This window comes from Anaerobacterium chartisolvens (assembly GCF_003337415.1).
Lineage (GTDB): Bacteria > Bacillota > Clostridia > Acetivibrionales > DSM-27016 > Anaerobacterium > Anaerobacterium chartisolvens.
In genome coordinates, this window is sequence record NZ_QPJT01000013.1 from 92,569 (window position 1) to 110,111 (window position 17,543).

Below are 17,543 nucleotides of genomic sequence, written 5' to 3' on the forward strand. Positions count from 1 at the left end.
GAACGGCACCTCTTTTTTTGCAGGGTAAATTTTATAGTGTAACGGAAGAGGTATTTTCAAATGAATGTTTTCGAGAAGAATTTAAGCCTGATAAAAAGCTGTCAGCCGGATGTTTTTAATAAGCTGGACGCTTACATAAAGGGTGTATATGTGCCCTTAAACAATAATATCGAGCAAATTGCGCTTGCAAATCAGGATGATATTATAATAAATATGCTTGTGACATGCAATGGAGCCGGACATCTTATCTGCGATCACGAGGATCCCATAAGCCAGGCATATAATTGGATAGACAGGTATATAGACCCTTCCAGCAAGGCGGATATTGTATTCGGCTTAGGCTTCGGATACCATATAGAGGTTTTGCTTACAAGCTTTAAAAACAGAAGGGTTACGGTGATAGAGCCTGATATTGAGCTGTTTTATCAGATACTTAAGGTAAGAAACATGGAGCTTGTAATTACAAAAGCTGACATATTCGTGGATGAGCCGGTGGATGTGATATTGGGGAAATTAAATACGCTGCTGTGGGATGCCGACAAGGGAGGAATACAGTGCCAGCCGTTCGAGGTATACGGAGAGATGTTCCCCGGGCTGTGGGACGATTTAAGGGAAAGGTTTATAAAAGCTGCTCATAATTTCAATGTTGACATATCAACCATAAGGCTTTTCGGAGAATTATGGGTTCACAACAACATAAAAAATGCCGCAAGGCTTCATGAGGCTTCAAACGCATGGGGGCTTGCCGGGAATTTCAGAAACATACCCGGAATTCTTGTGTCGGCAGGGCCTTCTCTCTCTAAAAACGTTCATCTTCTGAACGAGCTGAAAAGCAAGGCTGTAATTATGGCGGCGGGAACAGCGGTGAATGTCCTTGAAAGGTATGGAGTAACGCCTCATTTTATGGTTGGAACAGACGGAACTGAGGGCGAGGCGGAGATTCATAAAAAGGTACGGTCGAGGGATATATATTTTATTTATTCAAATCAGGTTGCCACAGGCTCTGTTGAGAGCTACAGGGGGCCTAAATATTTTATGAATTTTCCTGTGGATGTTTACAGTGAAAGGTTTTTAAAATACGCGGGAGTACATTCCGAATTGTTTGCAAGCGGACCGTCGGTTGCCAACACCTGCTTTGACCTCCTCCTGAAAATGGGCTGCAACCCTATAATACTTGTAGGGCAGGATCTTGCGTTTACGGGAGGAATAAAATACGCGGGAGAGGAAGCACACGGACAGGCTCATGCTGATAGTTCGGACTATGAAAAAAAGGGATATACTCTCACAAAGGATATATATGGACAGGACATATACACTCGAGCGGATTTTATTTCCATGAAGAACTGGTTCGAAATGTATTTTGAGAAGGCAAAGGATATTGTCGATATTATAAATGCCACCGAAGGGGGACTGAATATCAACTTTGCAACAAACGATACGTTAGAGAGTACAATTCAAAAGGGAAGCTTCAGGGAGGCCAACATTGAAGGTAAAATAAGAGATATATACAAGTCAAACCTTTTTGGAGAGGAAGTAAAAGATAAGCTTAAAGCCTATAATGAAATTATATACCGCGAAATAGAAAGGCTCTGCCAGTGCTCAAAAAGGCAGAAAAAGCTTGCAGACCTTATAAAAAGGGAGGTTTATCATCCCACGAGAGACAAAAAGGCATTTAAAAGGACTGTAGACGAAATAAGCACTCTTGCCGATGCCGTAATTGAGTCACCTATATATGACTCTGTTTTGAAGAGAATAATTGAAATAGAGTTTTACTTAATTAAGGCAGAGCTGGAACGAGCATTAAAAGAGACATCAAATTATGGCTCTGTAAAGAATGCCTACATGAATGCAATAGAAAGACAGAACAGTATGTTAGAGCAAAAGCTGGTAAAGATAAAGGAGCTGCTAGAAGTAAAAGATGAGGATTGTCAATAAATAAAAGCAGGGCTCATAATGTTTTTGGCTGTTTCAATTTAAGGTGGTTTTACATGCCTGTAAGCAGCATTCATAATGAGCCTATAGGAACTTCAAAACCTTAACCCGGCGTTTTAAGGATTATTTTTATGAGCTTCTTTCACAGAAAGCCTGCAGGAAGTAATCAAACTGCCGCAGTCTTTATGCAAATTACAGAAACAGGAATTAAGATGTTGCAAACAAGTGAGCTCAAATGTCTGCTTTCTATAAAATCCATTTCGTAAAATTTCCTATGAAGCCCTAAAAATTTAAGTCCTCTGCCATTCCTCCTAATAAAAGCGTCCTGTTTTTAGGAGGCTTTACTGCCAGCCTTCAGGCATTTCCATAAAATCACTCTGTGTTTTATAATAACCCTGAATAATCATTAATGAGCCCTGCGAATATTATTATAATCAAAACGACAATTTTGATACCTGACAAATTTTTGCGCAGCGAATTACAAAAAATAAATTGCATATGGCTTTCCTAATTGAATACTTTAATTTTATCCCTATGCTATAGGATATGTGAATATTAAACTGATAAAAACAGCTTTTGACAGGCGCATGAATTAGGCGTATAATTTAAATTCAGGAGGGAGCAAAGATGACCGTCAGAGAGATATTAAAAATATTACATAATGATGGATGGATAGAAATTGAAGCAAGGACAAAAGGCTCTCATATACAACTGAAATATCCAACCAAGACTGGTAAGGTCACAGTACCAAATCACAAAGGGGATATTGCTCCCGGTACACTTAATAGTATTTATAGACAGGCAGGGTTAAAATAAAGTTGATGCCTGAATTTAAAGAAGGAGATATGATTATGCGTAAGCTTACCTATTTGGCAGTATTTGAGCCGGTGGAGACGACTGGATATAGCGTATACTTTCCGGATCTTCCCGGATGTGTGAGTTATGGAGAAGATTTTGAAAAAGCGCAGAAGCAGGCTGCTGATGCGCTTGGGCTGCATATATACGGTATGGAAAAAGACGGAGATAATATACCTGCTCCGTCTAAAATGCCGCAAGTAGATGCTGAGACAGCTTCTGGGTATATGGTGTGTCCTATTACTGTTTTCCCCGACATTGTAAGAAATGATCTTGATAATAGGGCAGTAAAAACAAACCTGACTATTCCTGCCTGGCTGAAGGAATTGGCAGAAGCTCAGGGAGTTAATTATTCAAAGCTCTTTCAAGCTGCCCTTATGGATTACCTTGGCCTGAATCAAGCCTGCACAGACGAACAGCGGCAAAAGTGACGATAACTATTACAAAAAATACAAAAAATAAATTGCAAAGAACCCATGCAGTCTGGTAGAATAATGTAGTATTATACTGTAATTGCTGTAATAATATCGCATTTTAAGGAGTATTTTATTATGCTTTCAAAAATTAAAAGCTGCGGGCTGCATGGCATCGAGGGATACATAATTGAGGTAGAAACGGATATAAGCAGCGGATTGCCGGGGTTTGATATTGTGGGTCTTGCGGATATTGCCGTAAAGGAATCAAAGGAGCGTGTAAGGGCCGCCATAAAAAACAGCGGCTTTCAGTTTCCTGTGAAGAGAATAACGGTGAATCTGGCTCCCGCAAATCTGAAAAAGGAGGGATCGGCCTTTGACCTGCCGATAGCCCTTGGAATATTAGCTGCCACGGGTCAGATTGAGAGTGATGCTTTAGATAAATACATGTTTATAGGAGAGCTGTCTCTAAACGGAGAAATAAAGCCCGTTAAGGGCATGCTTCCGATGGCGGTATGTGCCAGAGAGTCTGAAATTGAAAGCCTTGTGCTTCCGTGCGGCAATGCCGATGAAGCAGCGGTAGTGAAGGAGCTTGCCATTATGCCGGCAAAGGAGCTTTCCGAAATAATATACCACTTAAATGGCGACAGGCCGCTGGAGCGGCATACTGTTGATATCGACGGAATGTTTAGCGGAAAGCTTGACTACGAAATAGACTTTGCCGATGTAAAGGGACAGGCAAATGTTAAAAGGGCACTTGAGGTAGCAGCCTCAGGAGGGCATAATTGTCTTATGCTCGGTTCTCCCGGATGCGGCAAAACCATGATTGCAAAAAGACTTCCTACCATTTTGCCTGCCATGACGTTTGAAGAGGCCTTAGAGGTTACAAAAATTCACAGCATAGCAGGCACACTCCCGCCGAACACCTCACTGATAACCACCAGACCCTTCAGAAGCCCTCACCATACCATTTCTGCCATAAGCCTGATAGGGGGAGGAAGATACCCAAAGCCCGGAGAAATCAGCCTTTCACACTATGGAGTTTTATTTTTGGACGAGGTTCCCGAGTTTGGAAAGGATGCGCTTGAGGTCATGCGCCAGCCGCTGGAGGACGGAACGGTCACCATATCCAGAGTAAACGCCTGCCTCAGCTACCCTTCAAAAACTACCCTTATAGCGGCTGCCAACCCATGCAAGTGCGGAAACTTTTTGGATTCATCAAAAGAATGCACCTGTACCCCCAAGCAGATTCACCAGTATTTAGGAAAGCTCTCCGGGCCGCTTTTAGACAGAATAGACATACACATAGAGGTTGCTTCGGTTAAGTATAAGGATCTGGACAGCACAACCGCTGAAGAGAGGTCGTGTGTAATAAGGGAAAGAGTCAATAAAGCGAGACGGATTCAGCAGGACAGGTATAAAGGGATTAAAATATACTCAAATTCACAGCTTCAGCCGTCAATGATTGACAAATACTGCAGGCTTGACCCAAAAGGAAAGGAGCTTTTAAGAAATGCCTTCGACAGGCTGGGCTTAAGCGCCAGAGCCCATAACAGAATTCTTAAGGTTTCAAGAACAATTGCCGACATGGACGGAAGCGGGGATATAAAGCCTTCTCATTTGGCTGAGGCAATACAGTACAGGAGCCTTGACAGAAAATTCTGGAGGGAGTAGCGAATGAAAACAATAACCTTATCGGAGGATGTGCCTTATGTGCGGAAATATAAAGTATTGGATTTGGCTCAGCTCTATTCCTAATATAGGGCCAAGAAGGTGCTCGCAGATGCTTGAGCGCTTCGGAGGCCCGGAGGAGATATGGAATATGAGGGAAGCTGACTTAAAGGCTGCCCGCTTTTTGTCCGCATATACAGTAGAAAATCTTTTAAACCCAAAATACAGAAATGATGCCGAAAGATTAATGGATGCGATGTACAGGCACGGAATAAAAGCGATAGCTGTAAATAATCCGTCATATCCATATTATCTGAAAAATATATATAACCCTCCTATAGTTTTATATGTGAGGGGAAGGCTTAATAAGGATCAGAAGGCGGTGGCTGTTGTAGGCTCAAGGAGGGCATCTCCCTATGGCATGAAAATGGCCGAGGAGATAGCATATGAGCTGTCCCGGCTTGGAATTGCGGTAATAAGCGGTATGGCAAGAGGAATAGATACAATGGCTCATAGAGGCTGTCTAAAGGCGGGAGGAACAACTATAGCCGTTATGGGGTGCGGCCTTGACAGGGCATACCCGGCAGAAAACAGGGAACTGATGGAAAGTATTGCCGTATCCGGCGCGGCTGTATCGGAATATCCTCCGGGGATTCCTCCTCTTCCTCAGAATTTTCCTGCGAGAAACAGAATAATCAGCGGAATTTCTCAAGGGGTAGTGGTTATTGAGGCGGGAGGCCGCAGCGGATCACTCATTACCGCTGATTTTGCTTTAGAGCAGGGGAGGGAGGTTTTTGCGGTTCCGGGAAATGTTGACCGCGTAAACAGCACAGGCGCCAATAAGCTTATAAAAGACGGCGCAAAAATGGTAACCTGCGTTGAAGATATCTTGGAGGAGCTGGATATTAATAGAATGGCAAGTAAAATTGACAAGGCCGCAGCAGGTAATTTTATTTGTGATTCAAGATTTGACGGCCTTGAAGGAGATGAGAAGGAAATTGTGAGGTGCTTGGAGGGAAATGCACTTCATATTGACAGAATAAGCCTAAAAAGCGGGCTTGGAATTCAGGATGTAAACTCTCTGCTGCTTATGCTTGAGCTTAAGGGAATAATAGAGCAAGCTCCGGGAAGGATATACCGGCTCAGGATTTAATCACGCGGATGACATGTGCCGGGAAATATGGGCAGAGGGTATGGGGCATATTTGAAATAGGATTTTTGACAAAATAAGCTAAAAAAAACAGGAGGGGCATTTAACGCTGTGCGATGATGCCCCTCCTTATGTATTTACGGGCATAATAGATAAAAATAAGGGGGAAAATATATAGGCTAAAAGACTCAATATTGAGTAAATAAATTGTGTTTTACAATAAAAGATTGTGGACATTATAAAAAAATGTGTTAATATAATTATAGTTTTCCACCTTTTAAAATAATTATTTATATACCGGATTATTTCTATAAAAATGCAATTAAAGCTTCCGGAAAATATTTTTATTAAAAGGTGCGGCAAAATAGGGAATGAAAGCTTATTATATTGAATAAGCACTATAAAACAGTTTTTACGGAGGGACGAAATGGCAGAATATTTGGTAATTGTTGAATCTCCTGCAAAGGCAAAGACTATAGGCAAGTTTTTAGGGAAGGGCTACAAAATAGAAGCGTCAATGGGGCATATAAGGGATCTTCCAAAGAGCCAGATAGGTGTGGACGTAGATAAAAACTTCCAGCCTAAATATATAACCATACGCGGAAAAGGAGATTTGATAAGCAAGCTGAAAAAAGAAGCCAAAAATGCCCGTAAGATTTATCTTGCTACTGACCCTGACCGTGAAGGGGAAGCAATATCATGGCATTTGGCCAATATTTTAAATATAGATGAGAACGAGCAATGCAGAATAACCTTTAATGAGATAACAAAAAATGCGGTAAAGAGTGCCATAAAAGCTCCAAGGGAGATAGATATGGATCTGGTGGATGCACAGCAGGCCAGAAGAATACTTGACCGTATTGTGGGATATAAAATAAGCCCTCTGCTGTGGAGAAAGGTTAGAAAGGGCTTGAGCGCGGGAAGGGTCCAATCGGTGGCCACCAGGCTTATATGCGACCGCGAGGAAGAAATAGAAAGGTTTGTGCCCGACGAGTATTGGTCTATTACCGCAAAGCTTCTTAAGCAGAAAATGAGGTCAGGGGCATTTGACGCAAAGTTTTACGGTTCCGTCAGCGGCAAAATTGAACTGAAAAATGAAGAGCAGGTAAAGCAAATATTGGGTGAAATCGAAGGCAGCCGGTATATTGCAAAAAAGGTTAAAACCAGTGAAAAGAAGAGGTATCCTTCGCCTCCCTTTACAACCAGTACACTTCAGCAGGAAGCGGCAAGAAAATTAGGGTTTACCACTAAAAGAACCATGATGGTTGCGCAGCAGCTTTACGAGGGAGTAGAAATTAAGGGGCAGGGTGCCTTGGGACTTGTGACATATATACGTACGGATTCCTTAAGGATTTCATCTGAGGCCCAGACGGAGGCAAAGGATTTTATCAAGTCAAAGTACGGAGATAAGTATGCCCCCGAAGAGGTGCGGAACTATAAAAACAAGTCGGCTTCTCAGGACGCTCATGAGGCTATAAGACCCACTCATATAACAATGGATCCAGAATCTATAAAGGCATCTCTGTCAAACGAACAGTATAAAATTTATAAGCTTATATGGGAGAGGTTTATTGCAAGCCAGATGGCTTTTGCGGTATATGACACCCTGTCGGTGGACATCGAGGCCTCGGGCTATATTTTTAAGGCTAATGGCTCAAAGGTTAAGTTTGCCGGCTTTATGGTGCTGTATATTGAGGGAAGGGACGAGGAGAGCGAGGATGACGAGGTCAGTCTTCCTGAGATAAATGAGGGAGAGGAGTTCAACCTGAAAAAAATTGATTCCAAGCAGCACTTTACACAGCCGCCCCAGAGATATACCGAGGCAACGCTTGTAAAAACCCTTGAAGAGAAAGGGATAGGAAGACCAAGCACCTATGCCCCAACCATAACGACAATACTTGCAAGGGGCTATGTGGAGAAGGAAAAAAAGCTGCTTGTGCCCACCGAGCTGGGTAAAATTGTGACGGACATTATGAAGAACCATTTTAAGGATATCGTTGATATAGACTTTACGGCTCAAATGGAAAAACAGCTTGACGATGTGGAAGAGGGAGAAAAGAAATGGGTTCAGGTTATGGAGGACTTTTATACTCAGTTTGTTGATGTCCTCAAGGAAGCCGATGACCGCATAGGCCATGTTGAGATTCCCGACGAGGTTACCGATATTTTATGTGAGAAATGCGGAAGAAATATGGTTATAAAAAACGGGAGGTTCGGAAAGTTTTTAGCGTGTCCGGGATTCCCTGAGTGCAGAAATGCCAGACCCATACTGGAGGAGGCAGGTGTTACATGCCCCAAGTGTGGAGGGAAGGTTCTTATCAAAAAGTCCAAAAGGGGCAAAAGGTATCTTGGCTGCGAGAATAATCCTTCATGCGGGTTTATGACGTGGGATAAGCATACAAATGAAAGCTGCCCCAAGTGCGGAAACTTTCTTGTAAAAAAATCTTCGGGCAAAAAAGCCATATTAAAATGCAGCAGTGACCAATGCGATTACGTAAAAGAAGAAGCCTATAAAGGATAAAGCTTACGGAGGAGACAATGTCCGACTATATAAATGTAATAGGAGCGGGTCTGGCAGGCTGTGAAGCGGCCTGGCAGATAGCTAAAAGGGGAATAAAGGTAAGGCTGTTTGAGATGAAGCCTAAGTCATATACCCCCGCCCATCATATGGAAACCTTTGCAGAGCTGGTATGCAGCAACTCACTAAGGTCTGATCAGCTAGAGAATGCCGTCGGTCTTTTGAAAGAGGAGCTTCGCATGTTTGACTCTCTGATTATGAGGTGTGCCGACCTGACAAGAGTTCCCGCAGGAGGAGCGCTTGCAGTGGACCGGGAGGGATTTTCAAAAAAGGTAACCGAATATATACAAGGCTGTGAAAGCATTAAAGTTATTAACGAGGAGGTGTGCCGGATACCAGAGGACGCAATAACAATAATTGCAACAGGCCCTCTGACCTCCGATTGCCTGTGCAGTGAAATACAAAGCGTTACAGGACATGAGCATATGTATTTCTTTGATGCCGCCGCCCCTATAGTAACCTATGAGTCAATAGACATGTCAAAAGCATATAAGGCTGCAAGATACGGCAGAGGCAGTGAGGATTATATAAATTGCCCCATGAACAGGGAAGAATATAACCTGTTTTGGAACGAGCTTATAGAGGCAGGTGAGGCAGAAGTAAAGGGGTTTGAGAAGGACATGGTGTTTGAAGGCTGTATGCCCGTCGAAAGCATGGCAAAAAGGGGGCAGGATACACTGCGCTTTGGTCCTCTCAAGCCGGTAGGGCTAATAAACCCCGCTACAGGAAGAGAGGATTATGCTGTTGTGCAGCTAAGACAGGACAACAGCGCAGGGAGCTTATACAATATCGTAGGGTTTCAGACGCATTTAAAATGGCCCGAGCAGAAGAGGGTATTCAGCATGATCCCCGGCTTAGGCAACGCGGATTTTGTAAGGTACGGTGTTATGCATAAGAATACATATATAAACTCCCCTAAGCTTCTTGATGCCTCATATTCTGTCAGAGACAGGGAAGGGCTGTATTTTGCCGGACAAATTACAGGAGTTGAGGGCTATATTGAATCGGCTTCGTCAGGCTTTGTTGCGGGAATAAACGCCGCTATGATGTTTTTGGGAAAGCCCCCTGTGATTTTTGACACTACCACCGCAACAGGAGCTTTAAGCAGCTATATATCAGACCCCTCGATTAAAAAATTTCAGCCCATGAATATAAATTTTGGGCTTATGCAAGGCCTTAAAATAAGGATAAGGGATAAAAGAGAGAAAAATTCTCAAATAGCCAGGAGAGCCTTGGATGTAATAAGGACAGTCAGGGATAGTCTTTCAGAATAATTAATAAGCTCTTTTTTAAAAAATGCGGTCCTAAAATTGGACTATAAGGTTATAGTGCAATAGAACTATTTTGTTTTTTTAAGCATTCCATATATGTATTGATTTCAGTGTGCTTCAGAGCATGAGGCCAGGAGCCGCCCAAGAAATATATAGGCCTATGATAAATATTTCAGATATTCTATTATTGTGTTTTTATATATAATATGTTATTCTTATAATAATTTATGGTATATTATGTATTATGTATTCAAGCGTTCTATTATGAGGAAATTTAACTTAAATTAACATAATAAATTGGAAAGCTTGAAGGAAATTTAACTAATATGTCGAATATGATCTTGTGAGTAGAGATCTAAGCATTTAGCACTTGATTTTGATATGCGTAGGGGGGTAAAAATGCTTCAGGGAATGTTTAACGGATTGAAACTAAGAGAAAAGGCTTTGGAAACGGCATGGCTTAGAAATGACGTTATTGCTCAGAATATAGCGAATGTAGACACTCCGGGGTATAAAAAGAAGTCGGTGGCGTTTGAGGAACTGCTCAATAATGCCATGACCAATACATATCAACAGAATAAATATGGAACAGGTAAATATCCCAATGTGACCCCCACTGTTGTTGAGGATAACAGCAGCCTAAGCTACCGTCTTGACGGGAATAATGTAGACTTTGAAAGAGAGGCAGCGGCGATGTCTAAAAACGCCATTAAGTATTATGCCTTGTCCCAAAGCGTGGGAGGATATTTCAGCAAGCTTAAATCGGTTATAAACGGAGGGAGCAGATAGCATATGAGTTATTTTAGTGCTCTTGATATAGGAGCTTCCGCATTGACAGCCCAGAGACTCAGAATGGACGTTATATCCCAAAACATAGCAAATGCCAATACTACGAGATCCGAGGACGGGCTTCCATACAGAAGAAAGGAAGTGGTCTTTGAGGAAAGGACTCAAACACCTTCTTTTTCCAGTTTTCTTGAAAAAAGCTCAGGGCAGTATTCGACAGGCGGAGGAGTGAGGGCGGCGAAAATTGTTGAGGATTCCTCACCGTTTAAATCAGTCTATGATCCGGGCCATCCTGATGCCAATAATGAAGGGTATGTACAAATGCCTAATGTAAACGTAATAACAGAAATGGTGAATATGATTTCCGCAACAAGATCCTATGAGGCTGGAATAACCTCTATAAATACCACAAAGAGCATGGCAATGAAGGCGCTTGAGATAGGAAGGTAAGTGCTTTGGATTTCTATACTAATGATAATAATTTTTAGGGGGAATTTTTATGAATGTGGGAGGAATAAGCGGTGTTGGTGCGTTTTCGTCTGAAGCTCTCGAAATAAAAGCTTTTCGGGAGAATCAGCAAGACACGGTCAGCTTTGCGGATCATTTAAAGAATGCTTTAAACAGTGTCGACAATATGCAAAATTATTCCGAGGAAGCTGCGAATGCACTGGCGGCCGGAAAGGCTGACAATATTGATGAGGTGGTTGTTGCGGGGCAGAAGGCCGAGGTGGCGCTGCTGCTTACCATTCAAGTAAGGAATAAGATACTTGATGCGTACAATGAGATCATGAGGATGCAGATATAAAATTTATGTGTATGCTTTTAAAATACATTGTTTTGTGTTATTACTAAAGAGGAACCCTTAGAAGCAAGGTGGTGACTAATTACATGCCTGAAGTATTTTCAAAGCTGCAGCGGCGTGTAGCTGATTTTTGGAAGGAACTTGAGCAGTCTCAAAGAATTAGAGTATATATTATAGCGGCCATACTTATAGCTGCTGTGGTAATTGGTATTTTTATTGCGGCAAGGACTACCTATGTCCCTTTGTTCGTTGGCGGAATTCCTGAGCAAAAAGAATTAAGTGAGATAGCGGCGGTTCTGGAAGCGGGAAAGCTTAAATACAAGCTTGAAGACAACAATATTCTTATTGATTCAAGAAACAAAAACAAGGCACAGGCGTTATTGGTGGAGAAAGGATACCCTAAGTCACTGGATGCTATATTTGATGACGGGTACAGCAACAAGATACAATACAGCACGACTGAAAGCGACAAAAGGAAATTTGACAAGAATACTCAGGAAAGGCTTTTATCTGCCAAGCTAAAGATGTTTGATTACATAGAGGATGCCTCGGTTACATTGGCGTTGCCGAATCCTCCCGTTCTTCTGCTGTCCGATGAGCAGCAGTCTAAGCCTACCGCGTCGGTAATGATAAAGCCAAAGCAGGAACTTAGCAAGGAGCAGGTTCGCTCTGTGGTTATGTGGGTTGCAAAGAGCGTAGAAAAGCTTGAACCCGGCGATATTACCGTTGTGGATCATAATTTGAATGAGCTTACCGCCGATACCGCAGACAGTTCTGTAGCCAAGGCGAACGACCAGTACGAAATGACGGTAAAATGGGCAGCCGAGCTGGAGCGGAAGGTCAGAAGACTTTTTGACGGACAGTATACAAGCTTTGACAACATGGCTGTTGTAGCAAATCCTAAGCTTAATTTCAATAAGCAGACATCAAAATCAAAGGTGCTTACAAATCCTACAGAGGATGGGCCGGCTGTGACTAACAGGCAGACTCATACGGTAGATTTGCAAAACGGGAATGTCACCGGGGGCTCTCCCGGTATGGGAACCAATCCCGGCACTACTCAAACCCCTTCCTATCAAATAGAATCAAACGGGGAAAATTCAACCTATAAAGAAAAAAATGAAGTTATAAATAACGAATATAATGAGACATTAACGGAGCTTGAAAACTCTATAGGCGACATAGTACCTGAGCAGTCTACAATAGCGGTTAATGTAAAATACGGTATTAAGGCCACGGATGTGCCGGAGGAGGAAATTGAGAGTGTGAGGCGGCAGGTCAGCATGGCGACAAGTATACCTGTGGACAATATTTCTGTAAATAAATTCAGAATTGCCGCGCCTGAAGAGGTGCAAACCCAGTTGTCTGACACAATAAGGGAATTGTTTGATACATATGGAGTATTCGCGCTGATAATTTTACTGGCAATAGCGCTTATGATAGCCGCGCTGCCCAGAAGAAAGAAGGAGGAAAAGCTTGTGCAGCAGCCTTCTTTGAGTCCGGCTACAGCTCCGAGGTTTATTGTTCCCGAAAATCAGTTGGAGCCTATTCCCGAAATTGATCTTGAAGAAAGGTCGGAGGTTAAAAAGCAAATTGAAAAGTTTGTTAAGCAAAAGCCGGATGCCGTTGCACAATTGTTGAGAAACTGGCTTTCGGATGAATGGGAAGGTTAAAATAAAATTTTAATAATTGCTAATTTATACGGGGGTTGATAATGTGGCTCGTAGCACTTCTGTGAAGACAGATCGTTCTGGAAAGGAAAAGGCTGCTATGCTTCTTATATCTCTTGGGCCTGAAAAATCCGCCGAGATATTTAAGCATTTCAAGGAAGAGGAAATAGAGCAGTTGACATTGGAGATTGCAAACATAAGAACTGTGACTCCTGAAGAAAAAGAAAAGGTGCTTGAGGAATTTTATCAAATTTGTCTGGCACAGGAATATATAGCCGAGGGCGGAATAGGGTATGCAAAGGATATACTGGAAAAGGCGCTTGGAGCGCAAAAAGCGCTTGATGTAATAAATAAGCTTACAGTTTCACTACAGGTACGGCCATTTGATTTCATAAGAAAGACAGATCCATCTCAGCTTCTGAATTTTATACAAAATGAACATCCACAAACAATAGCGTTAATACTTGCATATTTGAGGGCGCAGCAGGCATCCACCGTGCTGTCGGCGCTTCCCCAGGATAAACAGGCAGATGTGGCAAGAAGAATAGCTACTATGGACAGAACTTCACCGGAGGTAATCAAAGAGGTGGAAAGAGTTCTTGAAAAGAAGCTTTCTTCATTGGTCACCGAGGATTATACCGCTGCCGGAGGGGTACAGTCTATTGTAGACATACTCAACAGTGTAGACAGGGGTACCGAGAAATATATCATGGAGACTTTGGAAATTGAGGACACCGATCTTGCGGAGGAAATAAAGAAGAGGATGTTTGTATTTGAGGACATCTTAACTCTTGACAACAGATCGATTCAGAGATTCTTAAGAGATGTTGAAAACCAGCAGCTTGCGGTTGCGCTTAAGGGCTCAACGGAAGAAGTGCAGAAGCTTATTTTCTCAAATATGTCCAAGCGCCTTTCTGAAATGATATCTGAGGACATGGAATTCTTAGGCCCTGTAAGACTTAAGGATGTTGAAGAGGCACAGCAGAAGATTGTAAATGTAATACGCAAGCTTGAGGACGCAGGGGAGATAGTTATATCCAGAGGCGGAGGAGATGAAATAGTTGTCTAGTAATATTTATAAAAATTATCAGATAAACTTAGGGATACCCTTTACCGTAAAGTCTGCTGTGAATTTTCATACAATTAACACGGTAAGCAAGAATGAGGACATTGAGGATAGCCGTGAGGAAATTCCCGAGGATATAATTAGCTCTGCAAAGGAAGAAGCTGAATTAATTATAAAGGAGGCCCATTATGAGGCCGAAAGGATTATTAAAGACGCGGAGGCACGTGCCAATGAAAGCAGTGCTGCCATAGAGGAGGAAGCAAGACAAAGGGGCTTATCCGAGGGAATGGAGCAGGCAAGAATGCAGTATGAGGCTCTGATTAACGAAGCGGGGGACATAAAGCAGAGCGCGAAAGTTGAATATAACAAGGTTCTTGAAGGTATGGAGGCCGATACAGTCGGTGTTATTATTGAAATAGCGCAGAGCGTTATAGGCAGGGAACTGGAATTGGATAATGAAAATATTCTGTATCTTGTCAGGCAGGCCTTTGAGAAATGCATAAATAAGGAGAAGCTGATTTTAAGGGTGAGCATGGACGATTATGACTATGTATCGGACAACAAGAATAAGCTGCTTTCAATGACAGCAGGAATAGGCGAATTGGAGATTAAAGGAGACCCTTCATTAAAAAGAGGAGCGTGCATGGTTGATACTCCTTTTGGAAGCGTAGACGCAGGTGCGGACACTAAAATGCGTAAAATTGAGGAGTGCTTCAGGCAGGCTTTAGGACGAGGGTATAATGATTAGTATTAATCTGGATAGATACAGGAAAATTTTAAGGAATTCCGATTTTATAGAGTATACCGGAAAGGTTACAAAGGTTGTGGGACTCACAATAGAGTCGTTAGGGCCTGAGGTTAATATAGGAGAGCTATGCCATTTACAGTCTGTAAGGAATAGGGGAGTTATAGATGCAGAGGTTGTGGGCTTTAAGGACAACAATGTTTTGCTTATGCCTTTAGGAGATATGGCTGGTATAGGGCCGGGAAGCACCGTAACAGCCACAGGGGGCAGCCTCAGGGTGGCTGTAGGGGGAGGTTTGATAGGAAGGGTTCTGGATGGCCTGGGAAATCCTATTGACGGAAAGGGAAACTTAGAGAGCGAGCAGTATTATCAGGTAAGCAACGCGCCTCCTCATCCTCTTACAAGAAAGAGGATAGCACAGCCGCTGCCCCTTGGAATAAAAGCCATAGACGGGCTGCTGACGGTGGGAAAGGGACAGAGGATAGGCATATTTGCCGGCAGCGGTGTCGGTAAAAGCACATTGATGGGAATGATCGCAAGGAACACCAGAGCCGACATCAATGTTATTGCACTTATAGGAGAGCGCGGAAGGGAAGTACGGGAATTTTTAGAAAAGGATTTAAAGGAAGAGGGACTTTCAAGATCTGTAGTGGTGGTTGCAACCTCCGACCAGCCTGCTCTGGTGAGATTAAAGGGAGCCTTGCTCGCCACTGCCATAGCCGAGTATTTCAGAGATCAGCAAAAGGATGTGCTTTTGCTGATGGACTCGCTTACAAGGTTTGCCATGGCGCAGAGAGAAATTGGTCTGGCTATAGGAGAACCTCCTGTATCAAGGGGGTACACGCCTTCTGTTTTTTCAGTAATGCCCAAGCTTCTTGAGCGTTCGGGCAATTCAGAGAAGGGATCGGTTACGGGGCTTTATACGGTACTGGTTGACGGAGATGACATGATGGAGCCTGTGACAGATACTGCAAGAGGTATTCTTGACGGGCATATAGTTCTTTCGAGGTCTTTGGCAAACAGAAACCATTACCCCGCCATAGATATTCTGGCAAGCATAAGCAGGGTAATGACGGACATTGTGACGCCGGAGCATAAGTTTGCGGCCAGTGAAATAAAAAAGGTTATGGCTGTATATAAGGATGCCGAGGATTTAATCAATATAGGAGCATATGTTAAGGGAAGTAATGATAAAATTGATTATGCCATTGATTTTATAGACAATATTACGGCTTTCCTCCAGCAGAGTACCGAAGAAAAATTTAACTTTGATACAATAATGGAGATGCTCGGGCAGGTGCTGAATGGCTAAATTTACTTTTGGATTGCAGTCGGTGCTGAATCTTAAAATTCAAATGGAGGACAGCCTGAAGAACGAGCTGGCCAAGGCCATAAGGAAGCTTGAAAGGGAACGGGAGCTCTTGAATAAAATAGAGTTTGAGAGAGAGCAGCTTATAGGGCAGATGTGCTGTGAGTCAAGCAAGGGTATTCGGGTTTCAAGCCTTAAGGAATATGGAGGATATATTTCCTTTCTGGTGCAAAAGGCTCAGATACAGAAAGAAAATATAAACTATGCCAGAGGTAATGTCGATAGATATAGAGATCAGCTTATAAAGGCGGTTCAGGAGAAAGAGATGCTCGAAAAGCTCAAGGAAAAGAAATATGAGGAGTATTCCGCAGAGCAGTTGAGGGAAGAGCAGAATACTAATGATGAGATAATAAGCTACAACTATAACAGGGTTATGGCAGGAGAGAAAAATGGCTACAAAAAATAATATCAGTGAAGGCCCCACCCCGCGTACGACGAATAACAACAAGAAAAAGCCAAATGGAGCACTGTTTGGGTTATTGGCATTTGCAATAGCGACACTCATAATGGCGGCGGTATTAGGAGGGGCTTTTTATGTTGTAATCCATAATAATATGGGCGGCCTTGCAGACAAATACAGAATGAATATAAAAAGCATACCTGTTCTTAAGCTGGCACTTCCGCAGCCGGTAAATCCCGAGGATGACAAGCAAATGACGGAGGACGAGGTAAGGGAGAAGTACAGGGAGCTTTTAAAGCTAAGGGATGATTTGAGGGCACAGCTTGAGGAAAAGCATAAGGCCATAGAACAGCTTGAGAAGGAAAGAACGGAGCATGAGGGGATTAAGGCTGAGAATGCCCGTATAAAAAGTGATGTGGAGGCACAGCAGAAACAGATTGATGATGACAGAAAGCAATTTGAGGAGGACAGCAAGGCTGTTAACGGATTGATTGCAAATGGTGATAAGCAGGGCTTTAAGGAGTATTTCGAGAAGGTGGATAAAGAGACTGCTGAAAGGGTATATGGTGAAATCGTAAAGGAAGAAAAGGCAAATGAGCAGATAAGGAGCTATGCAAAGCTTTATGAAAGCATGGATGCATCGTCGGCGGCAAAAATATTTGAAGAAATGGGAAGCTCTAAGAGTGACTTTGTGGTGGAAATTTTGAAAAATATGAAAAAGGAAGTGTCGGCCGAGGTTTTGTCGGCAATGAGCCCCTCTTATGCAGCGAAGCTTGCCGACAAGCTCAGAGCAGCGTATGTTACAATCAATTGATTTGTAATATAAAAGCATAGG

General features: G+C 42.7%; 16 protein-coding genes. All 16 read left to right on the forward strand.

The window, feature by feature from the left end; genetic code table 11:
- The first annotated feature begins 60 nt into the window (after positions 1–60).
- The 16 genes from DFR58_RS12300 (at position 61) to DFR58_RS12380 (ending at position 17,522) form a co-directional block, all read left to right on the forward strand.
- Positions 61–1,935 (forward strand): motility associated factor glycosyltransferase family protein, encoded by a 1,875-nt coding sequence (locus DFR58_RS12300; RefSeq protein ID WP_114298150.1) that lies wholly within the window; start codon positions 61–63, stop codon positions 1,933–1,935.
- Between the two features lie 624 nt (positions 1,936–2,559).
- Complete coding sequence (locus DFR58_RS12305; protein ID WP_114298151.1) at positions 2,560–2,748, forward strand: type II toxin-antitoxin system HicA family toxin; 189 nt, start codon at positions 2,560–2,562, stop codon at positions 2,746–2,748.
- A gap of 5 nt (positions 2,749–2,753) precedes the next feature.
- On the forward strand, positions 2,754–3,218 hold the full coding sequence (locus DFR58_RS12310) for a type II toxin-antitoxin system HicB family antitoxin (RefSeq protein ID WP_242987595.1): 465 nt from the start codon (positions 2,754–2,756) through the stop codon (positions 3,216–3,218).
- A 120-nt stretch (positions 3,219–3,338) separates the two neighbouring features.
- Positions 3,339–4,874, forward strand: a complete 1,536-nt coding sequence (locus DFR58_RS12315) for a YifB family Mg chelatase-like AAA ATPase (RefSeq protein ID WP_114298152.1) — start codon at positions 3,339–3,341, stop codon at positions 4,872–4,874.
- Positions 4,875–4,911: 37 nt separating this feature from the next.
- Positions 4,912–6,024 (forward strand): DNA-processing protein DprA, encoded by a 1,113-nt coding sequence (gene dprA, locus DFR58_RS12320; protein WP_114298153.1) that lies wholly within the window; start codon positions 4,912–4,914, stop codon positions 6,022–6,024.
- A gap of 424 nt (positions 6,025–6,448) precedes the next feature.
- Positions 6,449–8,542 (forward strand): type I DNA topoisomerase, encoded by a 2,094-nt coding sequence (gene topA / locus DFR58_RS12330; RefSeq protein ID WP_114298155.1) that lies wholly within the window; start codon positions 6,449–6,451, stop codon positions 8,540–8,542.
- 17 nt (positions 8,543–8,559) lie between these two features.
- Entirely contained in the window at positions 8,560–9,873 is a 1,314-nt protein-coding gene (trmFO, locus tag DFR58_RS12335; RefSeq protein ID WP_114298156.1) for a methylenetetrahydrofolate--tRNA-(uracil(54)-C(5))-methyltransferase (FADH(2)-oxidizing) TrmFO, read from the forward strand.
- A 396-nt stretch (positions 9,874–10,269) separates the two neighbouring features.
- Entirely contained in the window at positions 10,270–10,659 is a 390-nt protein-coding gene (flgB, locus tag DFR58_RS12340; RefSeq protein ID WP_114298157.1) for a flagellar basal body rod protein FlgB, read from the forward strand.
- Positions 10,660–10,662: 3 nt separating this feature from the next.
- Positions 10,663–11,106: a flagellar basal body rod protein FlgC gene (gene flgC, locus DFR58_RS12345; RefSeq protein WP_114298158.1), complete on the forward strand. Its 444-nt coding sequence runs from the start codon at positions 10,663–10,665 to the stop codon at positions 11,104–11,106.
- A 49-nt stretch (positions 11,107–11,155) separates the two neighbouring features.
- Complete coding sequence (gene fliE, locus DFR58_RS12350; RefSeq protein WP_114298159.1) at positions 11,156–11,461, forward strand: flagellar hook-basal body complex protein FliE; 306 nt, start codon at positions 11,156–11,158, stop codon at positions 11,459–11,461.
- Between the two features lie 83 nt (positions 11,462–11,544).
- Positions 11,545–13,131 carry a flagellar basal-body MS-ring/collar protein FliF gene (fliF, locus tag DFR58_RS12355; RefSeq protein WP_114298160.1) on the forward strand — a complete coding sequence of 529 codons (1,587 nt, stop codon included), beginning with the start codon at positions 11,545–11,547 and terminating at the stop codon, positions 13,129–13,131.
- A gap of 43 nt (positions 13,132–13,174) precedes the next feature.
- Positions 13,175–14,197 carry a flagellar motor switch protein FliG gene (fliG, locus tag DFR58_RS12360; RefSeq protein ID WP_114298161.1) on the forward strand — a complete coding sequence of 341 codons (1,023 nt, stop codon included), beginning with the start codon at positions 13,175–13,177 and terminating at the stop codon, positions 14,195–14,197.
- A complete protein-coding gene (locus tag DFR58_RS12365) occupies positions 14,190–14,942 on the forward strand; it encodes a FliH/SctL family protein (RefSeq protein ID WP_114298162.1) in 753 nt (250 codons plus the stop codon). The genes fliG and DFR58_RS12365 overlap by 8 nt, the downstream gene beginning before the upstream one ends.
- The gene (gene fliI, locus DFR58_RS12370; RefSeq protein ID WP_114298163.1) at positions 14,935–16,251 is read left to right on the forward strand and encodes a flagellar protein export ATPase FliI; all 1,317 of its coding nucleotides are present in this window, start codon (positions 14,935–14,937) and stop codon (positions 16,249–16,251) included. The genes DFR58_RS12365 and fliI overlap by 8 nt, the downstream gene beginning before the upstream one ends.
- Entirely contained in the window at positions 16,244–16,714 is a 471-nt protein-coding gene (gene fliJ, locus DFR58_RS12375; protein WP_114298164.1) for a flagellar export protein FliJ, read from the forward strand. Before fliI ends, fliJ begins: the two co-directional genes overlap by 8 nt.
- Positions 16,698–17,522 (forward strand): MotE family protein, encoded by an 825-nt coding sequence (locus tag DFR58_RS12380; protein ID WP_114298165.1) that lies wholly within the window; start codon positions 16,698–16,700, stop codon positions 17,520–17,522. The genes fliJ and DFR58_RS12380 overlap by 17 nt, the downstream gene beginning before the upstream one ends.
- Positions 17,523–17,543: the final 21 nt, after the last annotated feature.